This window comes from Mycobacterium sp. ITM-2016-00318 (assembly GCF_002968285.2).
Taxonomy (GTDB): Bacteria; Actinomycetota; Actinomycetes; order Mycobacteriales; family Mycobacteriaceae; genus Mycobacterium.
Genome location: NZ_CP134400.1, coordinates 865,357 through 886,333, shown reverse-complemented (window position 1 = coordinate 886,333; position 20,977 = coordinate 865,357). Strand labels below are relative to the sequence as shown.

The 20,977-nt window shown below is 66.9% G+C and carries 17 protein-coding genes and 2 pseudogenes; 4 read left to right on the top strand and 15 right to left on the bottom strand.

The genetic code is table 11. The features are described from left to right. Position 1 precedes the first annotated feature (1 nt). The 6 genes from C6A82_RS04335 to C6A82_RS04310 form a co-directional block, all read right to left on the bottom strand. The gene (locus C6A82_RS04335; protein WP_142405968.1) at positions 2 to 2,647 is read right to left on the bottom strand and encodes a hypothetical protein; all 2,646 of its coding nucleotides are present in this window, start codon (positions 2,645 to 2,647) and stop codon (positions 2 to 4) included. Between the two features lie 8 nt (positions 2,648 to 2,655). Next, complete coding sequence (locus tag C6A82_RS04330; protein WP_105345569.1) at positions 2,656 to 6,201, bottom strand: tubulin-like doman-containing protein; 3,546 nt, start codon at positions 6,199 to 6,201, stop codon at positions 2,656 to 2,658. Further along, positions 6,202 to 8,880 (bottom strand): VWA domain-containing protein, encoded by a 2,679-nt coding sequence (locus C6A82_RS04325; RefSeq protein WP_311101680.1) that lies wholly within the window; start codon positions 8,878 to 8,880, stop codon positions 6,202 to 6,204. Between the two features lie 6 nt (positions 8,881 to 8,886). Continuing rightward, the gene (locus tag C6A82_RS04320) at positions 8,887 to 9,432 is read right to left on the bottom strand and encodes a hypothetical protein (RefSeq protein ID WP_142405967.1); all 546 of its coding nucleotides are present in this window, start codon (positions 9,430 to 9,432) and stop codon (positions 8,887 to 8,889) included. Between the two features lie 55 nt (positions 9,433 to 9,487). Beyond that, a complete protein-coding gene (locus C6A82_RS04315; protein WP_105345565.1) occupies positions 9,488 to 10,171 on the bottom strand; it encodes a DUF4190 domain-containing protein in 684 nt (227 codons plus the stop codon). A 120-nt stretch (positions 10,172 to 10,291) separates the two neighbouring features. Next, a complete protein-coding gene (locus C6A82_RS04310) occupies positions 10,292 to 11,002 on the bottom strand; it encodes a DUF4190 domain-containing protein (RefSeq protein WP_233216941.1) in 711 nt (236 codons plus the stop codon). A gap of 153 nt (positions 11,003 to 11,155) precedes the next feature. Between C6A82_RS04310 and C6A82_RS04305 the strand changes: the two genes are divergently transcribed. The 3 genes and pseudogenes from C6A82_RS04305 to C6A82_RS26905 all read left to right on the top strand — a co-directional run bounded on the left by C6A82_RS04305 (position 11,156) and on the right by C6A82_RS26905 (position 11,817). Then, a complete protein-coding gene (locus C6A82_RS04305) occupies positions 11,156 to 11,335 on the top strand; it encodes a DUF5996 family protein (RefSeq protein ID WP_105345563.1) in 180 nt (59 codons plus the stop codon). Further along, positions 11,287 to 11,573: pseudogene (locus C6A82_RS26910) on the top strand (DUF5996 family protein); the annotation flags it as partial. The gene C6A82_RS04305 and the pseudogene C6A82_RS26910, both read left to right, overlap by 49 nt. A 61-nt stretch (positions 11,574 to 11,634) precedes the next feature. Beyond that, positions 11,635 to 11,817, top strand: a complete 183-nt coding sequence (locus tag C6A82_RS26905) for a DUF5996 family protein (protein WP_105345560.1) — start codon at positions 11,635 to 11,637, stop codon at positions 11,815 to 11,817. A 28-nt stretch (positions 11,818 to 11,845) separates the two neighbouring features. On the opposite strand, the gene C6A82_RS04295 is transcribed toward C6A82_RS26905, so the two are convergent. Together C6A82_RS04295 and C6A82_RS04290 are read right to left on the bottom strand one after the other, a co-directional pair. Further along, positions 11,846 to 12,910: a resuscitation-promoting factor gene (locus C6A82_RS04295; RefSeq protein WP_233216942.1), complete on the bottom strand. Its 1,065-nt coding sequence runs from the start codon at positions 12,908 to 12,910 to the stop codon at positions 11,846 to 11,848. Between the two features lie 414 nt (positions 12,911 to 13,324). Further along, positions 13,325 to 13,528, bottom strand: a pseudogene (locus C6A82_RS04290) (transposase); the annotation flags it as partial. A 436-nt stretch (positions 13,529 to 13,964) separates the two neighbouring features. Here C6A82_RS04290 and C6A82_RS04285 point away from each other — a divergent pair. Next, positions 13,965 to 14,189, top strand: coding sequence for an asparagine synthase-related protein (locus C6A82_RS04285; RefSeq protein ID WP_233216940.1), 225 nt, complete (start codon positions 13,965 to 13,967; stop codon positions 14,187 to 14,189). Positions 14,190 to 14,238: 49 nt separating this feature from the next. On the opposite strand, the gene C6A82_RS04280 is transcribed toward C6A82_RS04285, so the two are convergent. The 7 genes from C6A82_RS04280 to C6A82_RS04250 all read right to left on the bottom strand — a co-directional run bounded on the left by C6A82_RS04280 (position 14,239) and on the right by C6A82_RS04250 (position 20,810). Next, positions 14,239 to 14,424, bottom strand: coding sequence for a hypothetical protein (locus tag C6A82_RS04280; protein WP_105345556.1), 186 nt, complete (start codon positions 14,422 to 14,424; stop codon positions 14,239 to 14,241). A gap of 70 nt (positions 14,425 to 14,494) precedes the next feature. Then, on the bottom strand, positions 14,495 to 15,742 hold the full coding sequence (locus C6A82_RS04275) for an HNH endonuclease signature motif containing protein (protein ID WP_105345555.1): 1,248 nt from the start codon (positions 15,740 to 15,742) through the stop codon (positions 14,495 to 14,497). A 40-nt stretch (positions 15,743 to 15,782) separates the two neighbouring features. After that, positions 15,783 to 16,034: a hypothetical protein gene (locus C6A82_RS04270; protein WP_105345553.1), complete on the bottom strand. Its 252-nt coding sequence runs from the start codon at positions 16,032 to 16,034 to the stop codon at positions 15,783 to 15,785. A gap of 265 nt (positions 16,035 to 16,299) precedes the next feature. Beyond that, positions 16,300 to 16,677: a hypothetical protein gene (locus C6A82_RS04265; RefSeq protein WP_105343674.1), complete on the bottom strand. Its 378-nt coding sequence runs from the start codon at positions 16,675 to 16,677 to the stop codon at positions 16,300 to 16,302. Between the two features lie 281 nt (positions 16,678 to 16,958). Continuing rightward, positions 16,959 to 18,626, bottom strand: a complete 1,668-nt coding sequence (locus C6A82_RS04260) for an SWIM zinc finger domain-containing protein (protein ID WP_105343676.1) — start codon at positions 18,624 to 18,626, stop codon at positions 16,959 to 16,961. Between the two features lie 80 nt (positions 18,627 to 18,706). Next, entirely contained in the window at positions 18,707 to 19,342 is a 636-nt protein-coding gene (locus C6A82_RS04255; RefSeq protein WP_233216840.1) for a Uma2 family endonuclease, read from the bottom strand. Between the two features lie 103 nt (positions 19,343 to 19,445). Then, a complete protein-coding gene (locus tag C6A82_RS04250; protein ID WP_105343678.1) occupies positions 19,446 to 20,810 on the bottom strand; it encodes a cytochrome P450 in 1,365 nt (454 codons plus the stop codon). Positions 20,811 to 20,977 lie beyond the last annotated feature (167 nt).

Genomic DNA, 20,977 nt, shown 5'->3' with positions numbered 1-20,977 from the left:
GCTAGAACACCATGTCCTGACGGGGCGGGACGTCGCGGCGCTCCCGCCCGCCCAGCGACGTCGCGTCCTCTTCGCCGGCCGCTGCCACGTCGAAGCGAGGCGCGAACAGCGCAAAGTCGTAGGGCGGCAACCCATCACTGGCCTGCACCACCGCGGCGCGATACCCCAACCCGGCGCGCTCGACCGTCGTCTCGTCGACCGTAACGCTCGAGCGGCCCGCTGTCATTGCGGCGTGGGTGAACAGCGACGCGTCGAAGGGGGCGGCCCGCCCGTCGCCCTGCTCCGTGATGCCCGCGCCGAATTGCCGGGCAGGCACCTGCCGGTCCTCACCCGGTATCAGCACCGTGCCTGTGAGCGCATCGGCGACTTCGCCGTCCCCCTCGGCGAACATCTGCTCGACCCGCCCCCACAGCGCGTCGGCGCCGGTGGGCTGAACCTGCCCCGACGCGACCGCAGACGACCACTGATCGAGCCCGGATTGCGTGCCGATCCCCGGCATCCGGAACAGCATCTCAGGTTCCTCACGCAGCCGCGCTGCCACCTCGCTGATCATGTCCCGCCACGGCTGGGTCAGCCAGCCCAATGCGTAGAGGCGCCGCTGAATCGCATGCGCGGCGTCACCTGCCTGCAGCGCGTCCGGGTCGGCGACACCTAGTCGGGTCGAGCGCGGCAGGCCGTCGAAGAGCTGGCCGGGTGAGGGCCGCGCCGCCGGCGCCGGCCCGAACGGCGCCCGGAGCACCGCCCCAAGCACCCGGCACCACGACAACAGCTGTCCGTACGCGGTGGACAGCCGGCTGACGTCCTGGAGCGCCGTGCGCAGATTGGCCTGCATCGTCTCCAGCTCGCCCAGCTGAGATTGTCGTAAGTGCGTCTCCGCGAAAAGATCTCGTTGCGAGAAGAGGAACAACGCCAGCGACGCCAGGATGTACAGGCCGAGCATCACCCCGCCCGTCCACAGCGCGAACGGCCAGCGGACCCAGCCGGCGGCGGCGCTCCCGGCGAGAACGACGAGTATCAGAACCAGTGCCCAGAAGAAGGTTTTTAGGATGACGCCGATCGCCCGCTGGCGCGCCTGCAGTCGCTCGTCGGCCGACACCCGGTTGGTGGCCTGTTGGATCTCGCCCACCAGGCGGGCGACCTCGCCGCGGGCGCGGTGTAAGAAGTCCGCCAGGATGGAACCCACCTGCCAGGCGTAGCTTTTCGACACGAGCCGTTGCCAGCCTTCTAAATCGGTCCCCGCAGTACGCGCCTCGACGCCGGCCGCGGGATCGGAGTAGGCGCGTTGCAGCCGTTCCCGTAGGCCGGCGACGCCGAGCACATCGACCGGTTCCACCGAGCTGACCCCGATGACTGCGGACAGCGACGTGGGAATGGACGAAAACGATTCAGCGGCACTGGGAACCACGTCGGAGGCGACGGCGAGCACCCCGACGCCGGAACCCACCGGCACCGGATCCAACCCCGCGGCGCGACGCCCCCCGTCGGCCAGGGTCAGCGCCCCGGCGATGAAATCCATCCACAGCGCGCTGAGGTCCCGCTGTGCAAGATGTTGCGGCGGCGCTCCGCCCAGCGCGGTGTTCAGCGTGTCCGCGCTTGCCCCCAGGTGCTGCCAGTTGGCCACCTCGGTGTTGGTGACCACCGCGAAAGCGGAATCCCTCCCGCCGAACACCGTGCCCTGCACCGTGCTGGCCAGCACCGACGACACCGAACCCGTAACCGCCGACCACCATGCCCCCGGCGCCTGCCGCAGCGCGGCGCCCATGAACTTCAAGAACATCTTCAGGGCTGCCCAGATCGAAATGGCTTGGGCGCCAGAAGCACTCACAGAGAGTCGGGGCCCGCGGAGCAGGTCTCGGTGCTTGGTCCACAGCCCCCTCGCCATGGTCTGGGTGGCCGCCGCAACGTCCTCCACATAGACGACGGGCACCTCACCGCCGCGGGGTAGCGGAAGGCGTCCGGCAGGGTCGAACAGCTGGGCGCGCAGGCGCTCCTCGACCTCGCTGCTGTCCAGCCGGCGGTAGAACGCCCGCACCGCGCGCACCGTCTGCCCGGGCAAGATCTCCAACGTGTCGAACGGTGTCTGCTCCAATTCTGCCCACAGTCCGGCTATCCCGGCGATCACCGGTGCGGTGCGTTGCGCAAACTCGAGCGGGTCGGTGATCGGGCCGCTCGGCATTGCACCCAGGCCGGGTCCCGCCGAATCCTCCGGGGCGACAAGCAGGTTGTGCCATCCCTCCAGCACCATCGTCGAATACGGTTCCGCCGCTGCGTCGTCCCCCCGGGTCAGCAGGACACGCAGCAGGCTGATACGCGCACCCATCGAACTGCTTCGTACGATCTGCTCCACCGTCTGCTCGGCCACCAGGGGCACCCGCTCGGTCGACGGCGCATCCGCGGGCACCAAGACCACCACCCGGATCCGCTGGTAGCGCTTGGCGGTGAGCAACTGCTGCAACACCGCCGATTCGGCGCGACCGTCGCGCAGCACGCTGGCCGGGGTGGACGCGCCACCGATGTCCGCGGCGTCGACCCACGTGAACGCGGCGAGCAGTCCGACAGCGGAATAGTCGGCCAGGACGGCGAAGATCTCCTCTGTCCGGGCGTGCGGAGCGACCAACACCGTCAGCGCCTGCGAAGTGCTCGGCATCGACATGACTAGAACGTCCCGCCCTCCGGGATCACCAGGGGACCGTCGTCGCCGTAGCCGGTCCCGGCGGTCGCCGCGCCCCGCGCCAGCCCTGCAGCCTCGCGCTGCAACAACCGGGTGAGGGCTTCCGTCGCCCAGAACACGTCAGGAGCGAGATCGCGGAAGATCGGCGTCTTCGACGCCGTCGACCGTGTCGGGATCGAGGTGAACACTCCGCCGGGCGCCGCGCCGGGCATGTCCCCCGGCAGATACTGCGCCGCGACGTCGCGCACATTGGTCAGCCACTCCTCGGCGGCGGCGGCGCGCTCCTCGGGGCTTCGGGCCGCGGCGATCGTCTCGATCCGCGTTGTCGCGCCCGGCACCGCAGCGTTGCCGACAAGGAACTCGCGCAGCACGTCGCTGGCCGACAACTCGACGATGCCGCTGGCCGGGTCCTGCGAATGTGCGTCGTAGAGTTCCCGCAGCACGCCGTAGGGCCGCAGTGTGTGCATCACCGGCGGCTCGTGGGACTGGGCGATGGCGAGCAGGATGCTCTCCAGCACCGCAGGCAGCCAGTCATAGGTGGCGATGAAGGCCGACGGCGGTGTCAGCAGCGGGCTGGGGAAGTTCAACCAGTGCCCCACATCGGCGTCGTAGATGCGCACCGGGTCGGTGTAGGGCGGCTCCGGGATGTGAATCCGCCCGACGATCTGGCCTAGGAACCATCCCGCCGTCATGGCGCGGCGCTCGTCGTCGGTCATCGGCAGTGACGCAGGCAAGGGTCGCGCGCGACGATAGCGCCAGAACGTCCCGCGGCCTGGTCCGGCGATCCGGGCCCACTGCTGGGCAGCGGGCTTGAGCACCGAGTCGAACGCCAGCGGCGAGTAGTTGGGATAGGACCCGAAGATGTCCACCCGTGTCACGCTGTCCTCATCCGACAGCGACCGGTGGTAGTTGTCCTTGGTGGCCTGGTCGATACGCGGGTTGGTGCGCAGCACGTCAAACAGCGCGTCGGCAACGGGCTGGCCGGCGAACGGCACCTCGGAGAACTTGTAGCGGTACTCCGTCTGCTGCCCGGGATGCACTCGCTGCAGCGCTTCGTCATTCACGCTGGCCAGCGGGCGGGCCAGCGACAGCGCCTCGGCGAACTTCGTGGTGATGTCTCGGCGGCGCGTGACCAATTCCGATTCCGCCGCGCCCGCGCCCTGCACGAAGTCGCGCAGTGAAACCTTGCAGAACTCGTCGAACGATTCCCCCGGCCTGCGCACAAAAAGTCGGGCCCGCCTCAGCAGCTCTGCTGGGCGGGTGTGCACATCGAACTGCGCCATCGACGGCACCCGGGGCCGACGCGTCTCGGGGTCGGTGCCCAAGGCGCGCGTCACCCACGTTGCGGTGCGTTCGATGAGACCGCCGGGTGCGGACACCCCGCCGGTGGTGCGCCACTGCCCCAGGATCACCTGGGTCGTCCCGTCGTCGATTGCGGTGCGCAGCGGCACCAATGCGTGGGCGCCTGCCACGGCCTTGGGCAGGTCGAGCTCGTAGCGGCCCTGGAAGGCGGCCGAGCTGATCAGCAGCACTTCGTTGTTGGCCTCAGCGAACCGCGCGGGCACCAGCTCGTCGGCATCGGCGGGCCAGGCCGCGTACTGATCGGTGGTCAGCCGCGCAAGCCCGACATCGGTGGGCGGTTCCGCGCGCGCCTGCTCCAGTAGCACCATGGCTTCGCCCAGCGCTTCGCGCAGTGGCCGCAACATCTCCGCGCCCACGACCCGCATCACGTCTGCGATTCGCGCGGCGGCGTCGGCGAACAGTTGGCGTCGCACGCCCGCGCGGAACCCGTCCAGCGCCGTTGCCAGGACCTGATCGGCGTTGGTCATCACCCCGCGCATGGAGCGCAGCGCCGCATCCACTTGCGGCGGCACCGCGACGATGTCGGACGGCCCCATCGTCCCGAGCTGCGCCATCCCGGGGGCCAGCACGTCGTCGATGTGGCGGCGCAACCGGTCGACCAGTTCCCGGGCATACGGCAGGCCCATCGTGGCGATCGTCTCGCCCACCATCTGTTCGACCCGCCCGGCGAACTCTCGGTGCCAGTTGAACGCCATTGCGTAGGCCGCGTCGTCGCATGCCCGCAGGAGTTCGCTGCCCCGGTTGCGAAGAGCCTGACGGAAGATCGGAACCCACTGCTCTGCGGTCATGCCCTCGGGGTTGGGCAGATACCCTCGCAGCTGCCGGTCGATGAGCCCGTTGACGGTGGCGGCCACCGACTCGGCGGCGAAGGCGTCGGAGCCTATCCAGCGGCCGAGAATGCCCGTGCGGGTCTGCTCGTCGCCGGGGTTCGCCGGCAGTTCCAACTCGCCGCAATGCGCCTGCCACTGGCTGCTCAGGAGCGAGTCGAGTTGCTCGGTGCTCGACGCCGGGTTGCCGGCCTGCAGATGCCCGAACAGCAGTTTGTCTACGCAGCTGCGCGCCAGCCGTTGCGCGGAGTACTCGGCGTAGCGGTCGCGACCCATGCTCAAACTGGCGAACCCGTATGTGCCCCATGGCAATACGTCCCACGCGGAGATGCCCCAGCCCAGCAGGTCGCGGTCGCCCTCCGGCGACGCCGTGTTGCCCAGGTCGTAGGAGACAAACTGGTCACTGGCCGCGCCGCTCATCATCAGTCCGGCGAGGCCCCGCGCCAGTCCCCGATAGACGGCCCACTGCGAACCGTCTCCGAACAGCGTGCGATCCGCGCCGATGAAGCGGCCCACCGGGAACACCCGCGCGAACGGGATCAGCTCCCCTTCGCCGTGCTGGTGGCCCAGCGCCCGCATCAGCCGCACATCGTGTTCGCGCGCCGAGCCCGCCTGACTGGCCACGATCTCTCCCAGCATGGCCAGCGAGTTGGCGCGCACCCCGACGATGGAACTCTGCGGCAGCGAATCGAAGATGTCGGGCGTCACCATGAAGACGCCCATCAGTTTCGGGTCAAGGCCCGATACCAGGGTCAGCAGCCGACACACGTCCAGCGCCATAGACGCCCCCGCGCCGCCGGCCATCGACGACACCACCAGGACCAGCGGCGGTTCGTTGGGGTCGAATTTCCCCATGCCCGGCACATCGACGGTGGACATCTGCGAGATCGTGTCGACCCGGAAGAGCGCATCCCACGCGGCCTGCAGGCGGGTGTGGATCTCGGTGGCCTTGCTCAGCGTGATCATCCGCCCGATGGCCCGGTACTGGCCGGCGCCCGCCGAGATCGGGATCGACACCTCCTGCGGGTTGCGGGGCGCCCAGGTGGCGATGGTGTCCAACGCCGATTCGGCGGCCACCCGCTGCGACAAGGCCCCGTCGAGGATCGCGTAGCTACTGCCCTGCGGTCCACAGCCGATGTAGGTGCCGCCCTGCTCGGGAACGTTGGCCAGTCCCTCAGGACCGGTCTCCGGCGCGCTTGGCACGTCGATCTGAACGAATTGCCAACCGCCCAGGAGTGTTTCGATGCCCGCGGAGTGCAGTTCGGAGCGCAGCTGGTCCATGATGAACGCCAGCGTGGCACCGCCGGAACCACCGCATCCCACTATGAGGAATCGTCGCATTCAGTTTCCTTCCCTGAACGGGTCGAATGGATCTGGGTCATGGGCCGCCGACGCACCCTTCGCGGGTTCGCCGAACGGCGAAACCGCTTGTCGCGCTTCGTCATCCGAAACCGCGAGCCCGGCTTCAACCGCCCGCAACCGCAGCCCGTTGAGCAGCTCGGGCAGTCGACGGCCGACGTCTTCGTAGAGCCGCTCACGCGCCGCGGTGTCGGTGCGTCCGCCGACCAGCAGCAGCACATCGGCGACGTTCGCCGGTCCGCTGGGATCGTGCAGGACCACCCACTTGTTGTGCACGGCCAGCGGCAGCACGGCGCGCAGTCCGCTGCGGTCGGTTGCAGGCAGCGCCGAACCCACACTGACCAGACCGTCGGCGTCGACGGTCACATAGCCGGGGCCGAACGGGCTGCGGCCGACGGTCGTGCTCAGCGTGACACCCTGCACCGAGACTTTGCGAGCGCCCCCGGCCAGGCCGGGCACGGGCCGGATCAGGTCGGTGTCGGCCAGCGTGAACGGTTCCCCGTCGCGCAGTACCACATCGTCGTTCACCTCGACCGGGAACCGGTCGGCCAGCATCGGCGTGTCGGGGATCTTGCTGACCCACCACTTCGCCGCGTACAGCAGGGCCAGCGGGATCCCCGGGCCCAGCAGGAGCGCGGCCAGGAACACCAGCACGAAGTTGGTGGTGTTCAACGGCTTGATCAGTGACGCGACGAACGGAACGTCGACGACCTGTGCATCGCCCGGGTTGTCAAGCGCCGCAACATGTATCGGCACCGTTCCGGTCAGCCCGCCTTGTCCGTCGCGGTCGGTGCGCAGCGTCACCGACAGCTTCCCGGTCTGGCCGGCCTGCACCTTCGCACAGGTCTGCGCGGAGTTCGTGGTGGAGGACAGCCGCGCGGTGCCGATGTCATCGGGCGCGGCCGCCACCTTGGCGCCATCCGTGTCGGCGATCCAGGCGCAGCCCGGGCCGGTGATGTTGAGCGACGCGGTCGCGCCCTTGGCCGCTTGCACGGTGCCGAAATCGATCCGCTCGCCCGGCGCCGGCAGGCCGAGCTTGGGCAGGATCTGCACGGGGACCTCGACGTCCTGGGGTGACAGCTGGGTGCCGGGCGCGATCTGCGCGCCTGATGGGTCGGTCGCCGGCGCGGTGGTGATCACCAACGACATTCGCAGCTTCGCCTGCCCGGGATTGACCTTCGTCAGGTCGGCGTCGACCGGGTTGGCGATGTCGGCTTTGGCCACGGAGTCCAGGAGCGGGATGGGCGCCGCGCCATCGGGCGCCAGCGCCGCCGACATGGTCGCGGTCCCCGCGAGGACGGTCGGCTGCATGGGCTTGCCCGATCCGTCGACGAGACCGAACGTCAAGGCCTTGACCACCTGCCCGCTGCGCCACGGCGTTTTGTCGGCGTTGCTAAGCGCCGGAAAGATGTCGGTGGTGATGTGGATGCTCACCCGCGATACGGCGTCGGGGTGCTGACCGGTGGTGTCGACGTAGACGACCGCCCATTGGCCCGGCCACTGCGGGCCCCCGGTGTTCTGCAGCGAAATGGTCTGCGCTGAATCGGATCGCCACTCATACGTCACCGGCACGCCGTCCAGGTCGGCGGTGTTGCGGCCGTCCTTCTTGGGCAGTTCCAACGTCTTGCCCGACGGCGAGATCAGATAGGGCACCACACCGGCTACTCCGCCGGAACCGAGGATGTCCACCGACTTGATCGAGCGGTCCAACGTGAAGTTGTGCCGCGCCTCCGGGCACACCCGCAGCTGGCAGACCGGGGCTTGCCCGGTGGTGCCGGGGTCCGGGTTGAGCGCGTCGAACCCGAACAGCATGTCGTCGATGTTGGAGACGGGATAGAAGTCACCCGGTATCGGATCAGTGATCTCTCCGCACGCCATGCCGTTGAGTCCGCGGGCGGTGCTTATCGCCGACATCACGTCGAAGTCGCCGGGTGTCTTGTTGGCGCCCAGACCGATTCCCAGCATGACGATGTTGCTGCTGCGCAGCTGGTCGGCGACGCCGCCCGGCCGGCAGATCGACTCCACGGCCCGTTTGGTGGTGTCGGCGACACCGCTCGGGCTGTCGAGTGTGACCCCGTCGGCGTAGGGCTTGGACGTCGCCCGCGACGTGAAATCGATCTTGCCGTCGGAGAACCATGCGATCGCTTGGCAGCGCTGCCCGCCGTTGGGCCCTTGCCCGCGCGACGCCAACTCCTGGCGTGCCCCGTCGAGCGCCAGCCAGTAGTCGGTGTCGATACCGGTGTTCTTGGTGGCGATGCTCGACAGCTGCGCACCCACCTGGTCAGCCGTCGACCCGGTCAGCTTCGTCCAATCCTGTTCGCGCGTATATGATTCGGAGAACCCGGAGGTGGCGACGTCGAGATTCGCACCGACCCGATCGGCGTATCTGCCCAGCGTCTGCAGCAGGTAGCGCGCCGCCTGCACCCGGGCTGCCTGCGGATCGGTGCCCTGCAGGCTGCTCGACTCGTCGAACAACAGCACCAGATCGCCGGCCTTCTGCGAGGCCAGGCAGGCGCCGAAGCGCTTCGCGCCGCCGCCGGCCGGCTCGGCGTGCGCCGACGGAATCGACCAGCCGGCCAGCGCCGCGATCATCAGCGCGACGGCGAAGAACTGTGCCAGCAGGCCAATACGCTTGACCTGCAGTAGGATTCGCGGTGACACAGACATCTACTGCCTGCCCGCCCACAGAGCGATCTGCCACGCACCCAATGCGATGCCCACCAGACACACGACCAGCACCGCCCAGTACAACCTCGACGCCCACCGCGGCGCCGAGTAGATCGACTCGCTGCGACGGCGGGTGTCGACCCGGGTGTAGACCGCCAGTGCGCCGATCGCGAGGGGCCCCGCCAGAAGCCAGCCCGCCAGCGCGGGCGCGAACACGCCGCCACCGCCGGTGGCGCTGACGAGGGCCAGGACCACCCCAGCCGCGGCCATCAGCAGCGCCACGCCGAACCACTTCAGCGGTGGCCCGGCGGTCGCCAACGTCCCCGCCGTGATCGCCCCACCGAAGGCGTCCCGCTCGCTCGCCTGACCGAAGGCGTCCTGGCGTCGCACGTGCGGCTGTGTCTTCGGCTGGTTCGCCCAGGGATCGAAGCCGGTGGAGAAGTCGGCACCCCGCGGCGATGGCGAATCCGCGCCGGTTCGCGGCGGCGTGGGACTCCCGGAGGGCGGGCCGAAGTCGCTGAAGTCGAACGGATTGGGTTGACCCACGTCGATCACCCCCGCCTTCGCTGGTGGGTGGTCGCTGCGAGGATGTTCATCGGCATCAGTACGGGTTCAGGCACAGGGCGAAGGAGCGGTCGGGCGGCGCGGCGACGTAGACGGAACGGCATTCGTAGCTGGCGGGGACCCGCGTGGTGACGGTGTACACCCCTTCCTTGTGCGCGCAGTCGACCTTGAACAGATCCAACGCGTCGTTGCCTTCGTCGTTGCGCAGCTGGATCTCCACACAGGTGCCGATCGGCACCGTGGCGAGGTCGAGCTTTATCCGCGGAACGGTGGGCGGCGGGGCCACCGAGGTCACCGTCGAGGGTCGCGGCGGAGCCGGCGGCACCTGATAAGGGGCGCTCGACGAGGGCGCGGCGGTCGCGTCGCCGGAGTCCGAATCACTCGACAACCACCAGATGAGGGCGGCGATCAGCACCAGGCACATCAGATAGCCGATCACCAGTCCGGCGATCGCAGCCTTGCGCCCCCGCTCGCCGGAGCGCCGGATCTGCGGCAAAGCCAGGTGCCCCAGCACCACGCCGGCAGGCGGTACCACCACCGCGAAAATCGGCGACAGCACCGCGAAGGTGTTGTAGTCGGCCGACGGCGGTGCTCCGTAGGGGGCACCCATCCGAGGCCCGTGCCCGAACGGAGGCACGCTCGGTGGCGCGGACGCGCCTGCGTATGGTGTCCCGAACGGATCCACCGACTGCGGCTCGAACGGATTACCGGTGGGCTGCATCAGAGCCCCCCGTCGGCGGCGGGCTTGGCCGACCCCGCGCTGCAGGCCAGCGACCCGCGAGCGTGCGCCCGCGGTACACGCGACTAAGGCCAGTCAGTGAACACAACCTCATCATCATCATCAGCCTCGGAAATCCGAGATGCATGCAAATACCGTTTCTTGCTTGTTGAACAGTGTCTGCCCAGGGCATGCACTGGTCGACAAGATCTGGTCTACCCGAAATACACCGTCGCGGACCTCGCAGCGCACCGGAAAAATGAGAATGACGTTCGTTTCGGGCCCTCTGGTGGGGTCCGGCTGCGTCTGCTGGACCTCGGCGCAGTCGCCTACCCGCAGCTGCTCCACGGTGACCGTCGGCCGCTGGGCCGGGGGCGGCGTGAAAACCGTGGTGCGCGGGGGTGGCGGCGAAGCGCGTGGTGTCGTCCTCGGCGTCGCCGTCGTCTCACCGGGCGACGAAGGTGACTCGGAGGAGTTGGCGGTCAGAAGCCAGATCACCAGCGCAATCACCGCCAGCACGATGATCACGTACGAGATGGTGAGGCCGACTATCGCTCGTTCACGACCGCGTTGCCCGCTGCGTTTGATCTGCGAGAGTGCGATGTGGCCCAGTACCGCGCCGACAGGGGCGAACACGAACGCGAACACGATCGACAACGTCGCGAACTTGTTGACCTCACCGCTTGGCCGACCAGACGGCGGGAAGACCCGCCCTGTCACAGGCGGTGAGCCGGGGGTGAGCGGCGGCATGTACCCCTGGGTGCTCGGCGGACCACCGAAGGGGTCCGAACCGAACGGGTCGGGCTGGCCGCCCCCATACCCGCCGTGCGTCATCTGGTCATCCCGCCCTGCTCTGACGTCCTCTAGTCACCGATTCCATCACCATCAGCGGTGCGATAACCCCGGAACGGCGGTGCGAAATGTGATCGTGATGGTCGCGAGCACCACTGTTGATCCTGTGGGCCTCAGATCCACGAAGAGGTACACATGTCCGAGTCCGCTTTGGTATGGCCTGGACTTCCGGTGGCCCAGTGGGTCGAAACCCGCGACACCCTTCACCTGATGACGCAGGTCGTCGGGAAGGTGCGACTGGCGAACACACCGCTGATGAGCCACAGGTGGAACGTTGTGCTGTACGTGTCGGCACGCGGTCTGACTACGGTTTGATACCCCACGGCGACAGAGGCTTCTCGATCGATTTCGACTTCATCGACCACCAACTGATCGTCACCACCACCGGCGGGGACAGGCGCGCCGTGGCCTTGCAGCCGGGACCAATGGGTGATTTCTACCGCAACGTCATGGCTGCGCTCGACGAACTGGGTGTGTCCACCGAGATCTGGACCATGCGGTCGAGATTCCCGAAGCGATTCCGTTCGACACCGATCGACAACACATCGCGTATGACGGCGATCAAGCGCACAATTTCTGGCTGGCGCTGGTGCAGATGAAGCGCGTCTTTCGAGATGTTCCGGTCGCGGTTCATCGGCAAGGTGAGTCCGGTCCACTTCTTCTGGGCCGCAATCAATCTGGCGGTGACACGGTACTCCGGCCAAACCGCACCCAAACATCCCGGCGGCGCGCCGCACTGCGGCCCACATGTGATGTGGGAGGCCCACTCCCACGAAGTGAGCAGCGCGGGATACTGACCCGGCCCGGACGGCGAGGGTGTGTTGGTCAGCGCACCCCCGCTCTGACGCTGCATACCGGCCAGGCGCCCCAGCCCTGAACTGTCCGAGTCACCTCGGCGATTGCGATCTGCTCTTCCCGAGTGGCCAGGTCTGCTCGAGGCGCATAACGCAGTCCACCGTGGCGCTCCCACGTGCTCTGGTTGAACTGCACGCCCCCGTAGAATCCGTTGCCGGTGTTGATCGCCCAATTGCCGCCGGACTCGCAGGCGCTCAGCGCGTCCCATGCCGCGCCGTTGCGCACCGGCGGCACCCGAGTGCCCGGCTTGGCACCGACGCGCAGCACCGCGGGCCGCGCGGGTGCCACGATCTCGTTCTTCACCGGCGACCGCGCGGCTTCGACACCGTTGACGGTCGACACCGCGAAGGTGACAACCTGGGTTCCATTCGTGCCTAAGTTCTCCACAACATTGCGGCCTACGTTCATCTTCGGATCCCGGACGTGGTACGCCCGGGGCAGCAGCGTGATCCGCGCGGTGACGGTCAACGTCCGGATTCGGGTGGCCACGATCTTCATGCCCTCGGTGACCGACGTCGACGCCGGCGGGAACACTTTGTCGCCTTGCTCGAGCGGCGCACCGGCCGCCGCTAGCAAGAGCCTCACATTCGGCGCCGCCAGCCGCCGGTCGTTGGCCACACCGCCGTCGACGATATGCACGTTCTTCGCGCTGACCAGCGACAAATCCATGCCGGCCAATGGCACTCGGCTGAAACGAGATGCCAAGGCGGGAGCGGCGTCATGTATCGACAGCTGCTCAAGGGCCTCGCCGACCGTCAAGGCCGTCGTCCACGCCCGCTTGCTCTGCCCGCCGTCCACTGACACCTGCAACGGCCGGGCCCGTTTCAGCACAATGGTGTCGGACTGATGGGCCGGTTGATCGGCGGCCGGATACAGCTCGTCGTGGTAGTCGACGGCGAAGCCGTTTTCCCGCACCACGTCCACCACTCGCGACTTCATCGTCGAGACCGTCATCGGTGAGCCGTCGACGGAGAGCGTAACCGTCTTTTGCATCGCGACGGCGAATCCGCCTCCGAACGCCACCATCAGCAACAGCGCACCGACCGCCGCGCGCCGCGCCTTCGGTCTCGCGGTAGTGTGCCCCGCCGTGCCACTTGCCTCATCCCTCTCGTCGCGGATGTCGGCCCGGACGCCCACCTCCCGGCCCGGTCCGATCTCGGCTGCAAGCGACGCCTTGGTCTCGAAGATCCTGGCCAGCAAAATATCTCGTCGCCGCAGTCGCTGCGGCTGCTGGCCGACATGACGATTTGTCCCGAACGCTGCGTCCTCGGCTTCATCGACCCGTTCGGCGCCGGTCAGAAGGGCCGAGACCTCCTCCACGAGAGCCCTTTCCTTCGCGATTCTCGTCCTGTCGAGAGGGAGCCGGCCCGGGCAGACCGCACCCGCGGGCCGGCGCAACGCCAACGCCTGCACGGACAGGTATCCGAGCGCAGACAGGTGCTGCTTGCGGAAATCGGCGATCGCTCTATAGCCCGGGGACGCGCCGGCCGTCAGCCACCGAAAGGCGGCATCGTCAAAGCATTTGCGTTCAATCATTCGCGACGAGCACACCCCGGTGGTGTAGGCGTACAACAGGAGCGCCATCAGCCGCGGATCGTAGGGCAGCCCACCGCGCGCCTCGTCATCCGCAGCCGGAATGCGAACAAGATCCAAATGCTCGTCGACCAACTCGGCAACGAGCCGGGCCAAGTGCTTCGCCGGCAAACGGCCATTGGGCCGAATGCCCGGAACGTCTTGTTCGGCGGGCAACTTCGGCCTCGCCGAGCTGGGTGTATGCGCGCTCTCCAAGACCTACCTTGAACAACTTGCCATAGGCGAGCTCATCAGCCGCACATCATTCCGCGCTCCGGCCCTCAACTCGATCACCACGCCCGGCGTGTTGCCCACTCAGGCTGGCGGCGCCAGAGATGGCGAGGTTCGCATCTATCCGTACTGGATTGGGAGATCCCGACCGCTGAGCAGATGCGGGGGAACACGCGAAGCGAGGCTGAGGTCGTCGACGAATTCCGCGCGGCTCTGCGCGATGCGGTGGGGCAAAGACGGTCGCCGATGTTGAGGTGGCGTCGTATCTGAGTGGCGGCATCGACTCATGCGGGTCCTCGGACTCGCGCAGCAGGAAATGGATCGGCCGATCCGCTCGTTCACGGTCACCTTCGAGAACCCGATCTATGACGAAGCCAGCATCGCTGAAGCTCAGGCCCGCCACGTCGGCTCGACGTATCACCCAATTCCGATCACGGGGCGCGAGATCGCCGACGCGTTCGCCGACGCGATCTGGCATGCCGAGTGCTCGGCGTCGGTCTTCTGTGTGTGAAGCCGCTGCTTTCAAACGACGCACAGGCGGCGTTGAGCGTCACCGGGTGTCAGCGCGCGGGGAAGACGTGGCGGCGCAGTGCACTGGCGACCTCGATGCCCACCAGATGCGAAACACGTAGCAATTGGTTCGAGCCGTGACCGATGACCGCCGACGTGGCTTGATCTAGATACGTCGTGAGGTCGCGCTGAGCCTCGGCCGACGGCGAGTTCGACGGGTGAAAGGTCAGACCCATCGCCCGACACGATGCCAAGAGATATTCTGCGCTACAACGGGTTCTGCCGCTCGTGGAACGCGGCCGGCGCTCAGTTGTTTGTTGGTGGTGGTTGGGGTTGGAAGGGGTCGTACCACCACCAGTCTGCGCGCTCACCGGTGGGCCCTCGATAGGGCGGCACAGCCGGCGGGGGTTTCGTTGGTGGACGGGCGAGCGATCCCGGGCTGAGTTGTCGTCCCTCGCTGTCGGTGACGGTCAGGGTGTGCGCGGGTCCGGTGATGGTGATGACCCCTCGATGGTGCTGCCGATGGTGATAGGGGCAGACCAGCACCAGGTTGTGCAACTCGGTTGCTCCGCCATCTTCCCAATGGCGGATGTGATGGGCGTGCAGACCACGGGTGGCGCCGCAGCCGGGCACCGCACACGTGGGATGGCGATGCTCGAGGGCACGACGAAGCCGCCGGTTGATCACCCGCGTCGATCGGCCCGAGCCAATGACCTGCCCGGCACGTTCGAACCAGACCTCGCAGATGGCATCACAGGTCAGATACCGACGCTCGGAATCGGTGAGCAGCGGACCCAGATGCAGCACAGCAGCACGCTGCTCGACATCGAGGTGGACCACCACCGTGGTGTGTTGCCCGTGTGGGCGGCGGGCGGCGTCGGCGTCCCACCCGGCCTCGACCAGGCGCAGGAGCGCCTCGACCGTGCCGGGTAGCGGCGGTCGATTCGGTGAGCGCCGGTCGTCGTCGTGATCACGTTTCCACTCGGCGATCAACGCATCCTGGTGTGATTGCAGCGCCGCATCGAATTTCGCCGCCTCGAGCTTGGGCAGGGTGATCCGCCAGGTGGTGGTGTGCCCGTCGGTGGTTTTGGTGATCGCCCGTTCCCGTTGGGGTCGCGGATCGACTTCTGGGCGCGGCTCGAGCTTGATCGCGGTGCGCAGCTGGCTGACCGTAGCCACCTCGGCCAGCGCCGCATAATGCTCATCAGAACCCTCAGCCGCCCGCTCGGCGATCACGCCGACCTGATCCAGCGACAGCCGGCCCTCCCGCAAGCCCTGCACGCAACGGGGAAACTCCGCTGACCGGTTAGCGATGGCAGCAATGGTGTGCGCGTTGGCCGGAGACGAACCGGTCTTCCACGCCACCAAACCAGCGACCGAACGCGCGCCGGTCATACCCCACAACCCGTTGTCATCCATCTCTGCCGCGATCTCCACTATGCGCCCATCAATCGCGTTACGCTGACCGGCCAACTCCGACAACTCCTCAAACAACACCTCCAGACGGTCTTTAGGACGCACCGCCGTGGCGTCAGGAGCCGCTATCGAAGACATAACCCCATCATCGCAGCGGGGTCCGACATTTAAATGGCGCTCAAACCGCATCATCGAGCCACCAGTAGTCGGCCTCCCACAACACTTCCCGCTTGTAGCTCGTCCGCAGCTCGTCGATCGCAGCAAGTGTTCGCGACGTCAGTGCCTCTCGTATTCCGCTCTGCGCGTGCGCGAATGGGATGAACGCACGCAGCAGATCTGGAGTGTCCAGCATCACCTCCAACGGAAAACTCTCCGCGAGGTAGGGCGTGTTGCCGATTGCCCGTTCGACGCGGGCTGCGCTCCATCGCAATGGGTCACCCGTACCCGTCTCGAAGAGCTCCAGCAGCGGCTCCCGATGGTCGGAGTCGGTGAACGGCGCTGCGAACTGGTCGCGAAGAACGCATTGCAGAGCTTCTCGTGCGACCCCGAGTTCCCTGCAGGTGACCGGTGTTCACCGCACTCTGGCAGTCGATCCACCAGCCACCGAATGAGCGCACGGTAGAGCGGCCAGGTCTCAGTCTTGGGGATTGATGTCGGCTTGTTGAGCGCATCCTCAATCCACGCCCGCGCATCAGTCAGGGCCATGTCGAAAACAGAAGTATCGCTGCTAGATCGGCTACTCGCGCCAGCACGTCGTCGATCGGACCCTTGACCGCTCCGGCGTCGACATCGCTCGACGACATGTTGTGATCAATCCGGACGGCGAAACTCAGCTCATACCCACCGGCGAGTCGCATACCGATCACGAGTTCGTCGACGTCGCCAAACACGTAGGCTCTGCGCACCGCGCGGTAGACCTCGACCCGCGACAGGGGTCCGATCCACCGCGGCAGATGCTCGCCTCGTTCAGCCACTTCGCGTCGGCACCGGAGTTGCGGCTCCGGATCGTCGACGAGGAGCTCGGCGATGACGGCCAACAGCGAGGTCGTCTCCCGATTCCGCGTCTCGATCAAGCCAGCCAGGATCTGATCGAGATAATTGGCATCACACGCCGGCGATGTGAGCGATCAGGTTTCGCCACATGGATCATCATGCTGGCGATGCTGAGCAGGCCGAGTGGATGCCGCCCCAGGGCACGACGTAACGCGTCCCTGAACGTCGTGTCGGCAGAACCTTTCCCGTTGCGCATCTTCGCCCGCCGCTCGTCACGTCGGATCTATTTGGCCGTGTGTGCTCGGCTTTCTCACTCATATCGCGGACGGTACTCACGGCCAGTGGCAATGCCGCCCTCCGTTCAGAGCCCCTTCGCGTCTAGCGCCTTCATCAGCGAGGGTCGCCTACCGTAGTCGTGGCGGATCTGCGCGATGAACGACGCGAAATCGGCACTGCGACCGCCTCGTTCGTAGAGATCGGCCATCGTCACCAGCGTGTCGGCGATGTCAGGATAAAGCTTGGAGTTGGGGTGCCGCAGATCCTTTTCAAGCTGCGGCCGGTACAGGTCTGCGGCTTTGACCGGCCGAGCCTCGGCGCCTCGGTCGGCCAGTTCTCGCCACGCCCAGCCAGGGCCATAACGGTCGGCGACCTGCCACGCGGCATCGACATCACCCTCGCTCAGACAAAGCTGGACCAGGACCGCGCCGGCCGCGAAGCGGTCAGACGCCGCAAGTTGCCGCGCGTGGCCGAAGGCCCAGGTGCGTTCGGTGTCGGCACGGTCGATGCCGACAGCGAAATCGAGTAGGACTCGATAGGTGGAGACCGACGGCTGCCGCATGAAGTCGGCGCGAAGGACACCGACCGCATCGTCGATCCGGCCCAGTCCCTGATAGGTCGCGGCGACGTCGTCTGGGCTCAGCCAGTATGCGTTGCCAGCACCATGACTGGTGACTCGTCCCTCGGCAACTGCGCGGTCGATCCATGCCACCGCATCCTCTGTGCGTCCGGCTGCGCGTAACCGGTTGACGATCGCCCCGTACTGCGGGTGTTCCCGCTCACTGAGTAAGTGGACGGCCCGGTCGACATCGCCGTCGTGATCGGCGAGCTCCAGCAGCATTGCGTCGACTTCGAACCGCCCCCATTGATCACGATCTGCGAGCTTTCGATCCAGGGCCGCCACCGCCCGGCGGTACGCACCGAGTGCCTGCTCGTCGAAACAGTCGATGAAGTCCGCTAAGCCCAGGGTCGGCCACCCCGGCGAGTCAGCGCGGAATTTCACGAGCCACGTCGCGAGTTTGACGGGGTCGGGCTCACCCAGCCGGCAGGCCCGCGCGTAGAGGTCGGCGGCGCGCTGGCATTGATCACCGATCGAGCCCGAGGAGTCGTCAACGTGCTCGATGATCTTGCGCAACCGGGTTACTGCGCGCAGCAATGCCGGCCGGACGAGTTCGGCGGCGCCACTGTTCAGGTGGTTTTCGAGTTCGTCGAGCATGTCACTGGCCGCTTCCGCGACCTCAAAGGAACGTCGGTAGTCGACAAAGCCGCGGAACGCCAACGTGTTTCGCACGTAGGCCTCCAGCTCGGCTTTGGCGTGCGTGTCGTCACCTGCCGCTGTCGTGGCGCGAATCTCCAGCACGCGGCGCACCCCGTCATCGCGCTGCGCAAGTGTCATCACCAGGTCACGCAGCTCATCGACATCCATCGCCTGCACCGCTGCTTCTAGCCCAGCCTCGGCCGTACTGCTGGATGTGTCGTCGATCGCGACCCGTCCGGAGTCGATCGCGGCGAGTCCGGTCGCAACCAGATGCTTGCAGAAGTTGCCGTCGGCATGATGCCGGCAAGTACAGGACCCGTCGGGTAGTGGACCGGACCAGTCGAGCTCGACTTGGTAGACGTTCTTGGCCTGGATCGACGCGTAGGCCTTGGACTCGGTCGTGCGGAGCCCGCGGACGTAACGAACGTAGTCTTCGCCCCGGGCGTAGACCAGCTCACCGGCCACCTCGAGCAGCGTCGTTTCGGAGAGCGGCACATCACCATGATGCCGGATTCGTGGGCTAGAACTTGACCGACCTTCTGCCGCTTGGCCTACTCGGGATGGGCGACCGAGGACTAGCGACCCGTCAACAGATCCAGTGCGAATTCCAACGCTGTCGGCTCGTTCACACGAACCCTGTCCCCTTCGAGCGCCGCGACCTGTTGATAGGTTCCAGCTTCGAGACGGTATGCGAGAAACCGCTCATCAGCCGGTGCGTCGGGATCGACGATCCAATAGTTTGCGATGCCCGCCTTCGCGTACTCGTGCAACTTCATCACGTGATCCGTTCCGCGCGAGCCCGGCGAGACGATCTCCACGACGAGCACGACATCCGCCGCAGAGACCCGAGTAGGACGCCGCTCGAAAACGCGATCTGCAACCACGACGATGTCAGGGTCACGGACACTCGGTGGAAATGATGCTCGCGTTATCACCTCGATCTCGGGAACCGCCTCGAGCCCGTCCGGCAGGTGATCCTCGAGGAGGCGGGTGAGCCTTCTGGAAATGCGCTGATGCCAAAGCTGGGGGCGCGGCGACATGACGAGGGTCCCCTCACTGAGTTCCCACCGTCGCGTCGGGTCGAGTTCAAGCGCATTCCACTGCTCCAGGCTCAGCAAGCCGCGCGGCAAGTGTGCAAGGTCGGGCACCGCCTCGTCTCCTCTCGCCATGGAACTCGAGTAAGTGCAGACTAACCGCAACGGCGATCGCAACCGAGTGTGGCGGACCCGACCGACAACCGGCGCGCACGACCGCCCGAGCGACGCGGTGCTGTTTGCAGCGGGCGGATCTTTGCGTCAAGCGCGGGTCGGTCGGCTATCTGCGCGCGTTCACCTGCGCGAAAACAGGGTCTGCGGCGACCATCGTAAAGGGCAGCGCGACCGGGAAATCGTCGTTGAGAGAACGGATTTCGGTGCGCCGGATGATGGTGGCCAATGCAAGGGTGGCTTCGAGCATGGCGAAGTGGTCGCCGATGCAGCTACGGGGGCCCGCGCTGAACGGGATGTATTGCCAGCGGTCGCGGCCCGCGGCTTTCTCCGGGCTGAACCGATCGGGGTCGAACCGCAGGGGGTCTTCCCACAGGTCGGGGTCGCGGTGCATCGCATAAACCCCCACCGTGCACAACGTGCCTGCCTTCACGAGATGTCCGTCGACTTCGATATCGCGGGTGATCAGCCGCGGAATCGAGGGGGCCGGCGGGCATAGGCGCAGCGCCTCGTGCAGCACCTGGACTGTGTAACGCAGTCGGGGAACGTCGTCGGGGGTCAGCTCCCGGTCACCGATGGCATCGGTTTCGGCGCGAACCTTGCTCTGCATCTCGGGGTGGCAGCCGAGCGCCCACAGCGCGTAGGTCAGGGTGGTGGCGGTGGTGTCGTGTCCGGCCGACATGAACACGATGAGTTCGTTGCGTATCTCGTCGTCGGTCAGTGGGCGGCCGGTGGCCGGGTCGGTCGCGTTGATCATCGCCCGCACCAGAGGGGCGTCGTGGGTCGGGTCGTCGCGGCAGGTTTGCAGGACCTCTGCGGCCAGTCGGTGCAAAGTGGCGGCCGCGGCGCGGGCTCGCCGGCGGGCGGGAGTGGGCAGCCAGCGGGGCGGTTTGACGAAACTGGTGATGCGGGCTGTGACATAGCCAAGGGCTGTCCTCAGGGGTTCGGCGATCGCGTCGGCGCGCTCGTCGAGATCGATGCCTAGTACCGAGTTGCCGAGTGCTCGCAGCGTGAGTCGGCGGCACTCGGCGTCGAGGTCGACGTGTTGGCCGTCGCTCCAGCTGGCGGCGACCATGTCGGCGGCCTGAGTGATCTGCCCGCCGAAGACGCGAACGTTGTGTTTGGTGAAGACGGGCTGCAGGGCGCGCCGACGGGGCAGCCAGGGATCGTGTGTGAACGTGAAGAGGCTCGCACCTAGCAGGGAGCGGACCTCGTCGTGGGCGGGTGTCCGCTCGGCGCTGCCGGCCCCACCGAGGATGTCGCGGGCCGCCCGCGGTGACGTCGCGAGCACAGCCTCCGGCGTCAACCAGGCCGGTCCGTTCTTCAAGCGGGTCACGTGCCCACCGGCGTCGCGCAGCAGCTCCTGGCCGGTGTGGAATGTCCTGATAGCGCGAATCTGCTGCCGCATCGAAAGGGGATTCGTTCGAGGCGACGGAAGCTCGGCAACCTCAGCGGGTGTGCTCGTCTCAACCATTGCGGCCTCCTCGTGGGCGCTCAAAGTCAGGCGTCCGGCCTTGAGCCGCCTACATCATCGGCCAATGCGCGTAGATGTTGGTGTGGTTAGCAGAGGAATCCGCATTTGATCGGTAGCTCTCGCCGCGAGCCTGCGGTGAGATCGACTTCCGTTCGAGGAATGCGATC

Excerpts from the sequence above, each read along its gene's own strand:
- C6A82_RS04335 (WP_142405968.1), bottom strand. The coding sequence starts at position 2,647 with ATGCCGAGCACTTCGCAGGCGCTGACGGTGTTGGTCGCTCCGCACGCC.
- C6A82_RS04330 (WP_105345569.1), bottom strand. The coding sequence starts at position 6,201 with ATGCGACGATTCCTCATAGTGGGATGCGGTGGTTCCGGCGGTGCCACG.
- C6A82_RS04315 (WP_105345565.1), bottom strand. The coding sequence starts at position 10,171 with ATGCAGCCCACCGGTAATCCGTTCGAGCCGCAGTCGGTGGATCCGTTC.
- C6A82_RS04310 (WP_233216941.1), bottom strand. The coding sequence starts at position 11,002 with ATGACGCACGGCGGGTATGGGGGCGGCCAGCCCGACCCGTTCGGTTCG.
- C6A82_RS04305 (WP_105345563.1), top strand. The coding sequence starts at position 11,156 with ATGTCCGAGTCCGCTTTGGTATGGCCTGGACTTCCGGTGGCCCAGTGG.
- C6A82_RS26905 (WP_105345560.1), top strand. The coding sequence starts at position 11,635 with ATGTTCCGGTCGCGGTTCATCGGCAAGGTGAGTCCGGTCCACTTCTTC.
- C6A82_RS04285 (WP_233216940.1), top strand. The coding sequence starts at position 13,965 with ATGCGGGTCCTCGGACTCGCGCAGCAGGAAATGGATCGGCCGATCCGC.
- C6A82_RS04280 (WP_105345556.1), bottom strand. The coding sequence starts at position 14,424 with ATGGGTCTGACCTTTCACCCGTCGAACTCGCCGTCGGCCGAGGCTCAG.
- C6A82_RS04275 (WP_105345555.1), bottom strand. The coding sequence starts at position 15,742 with ATGTCTTCGATAGCGGCTCCTGACGCCACGGCGGTGCGTCCTAAAGAC.
- C6A82_RS04250 (WP_105343678.1), bottom strand. The coding sequence starts at position 20,810 with ATGGTTGAGACGAGCACACCCGCTGAGGTTGCCGAGCTTCCGTCGCCT.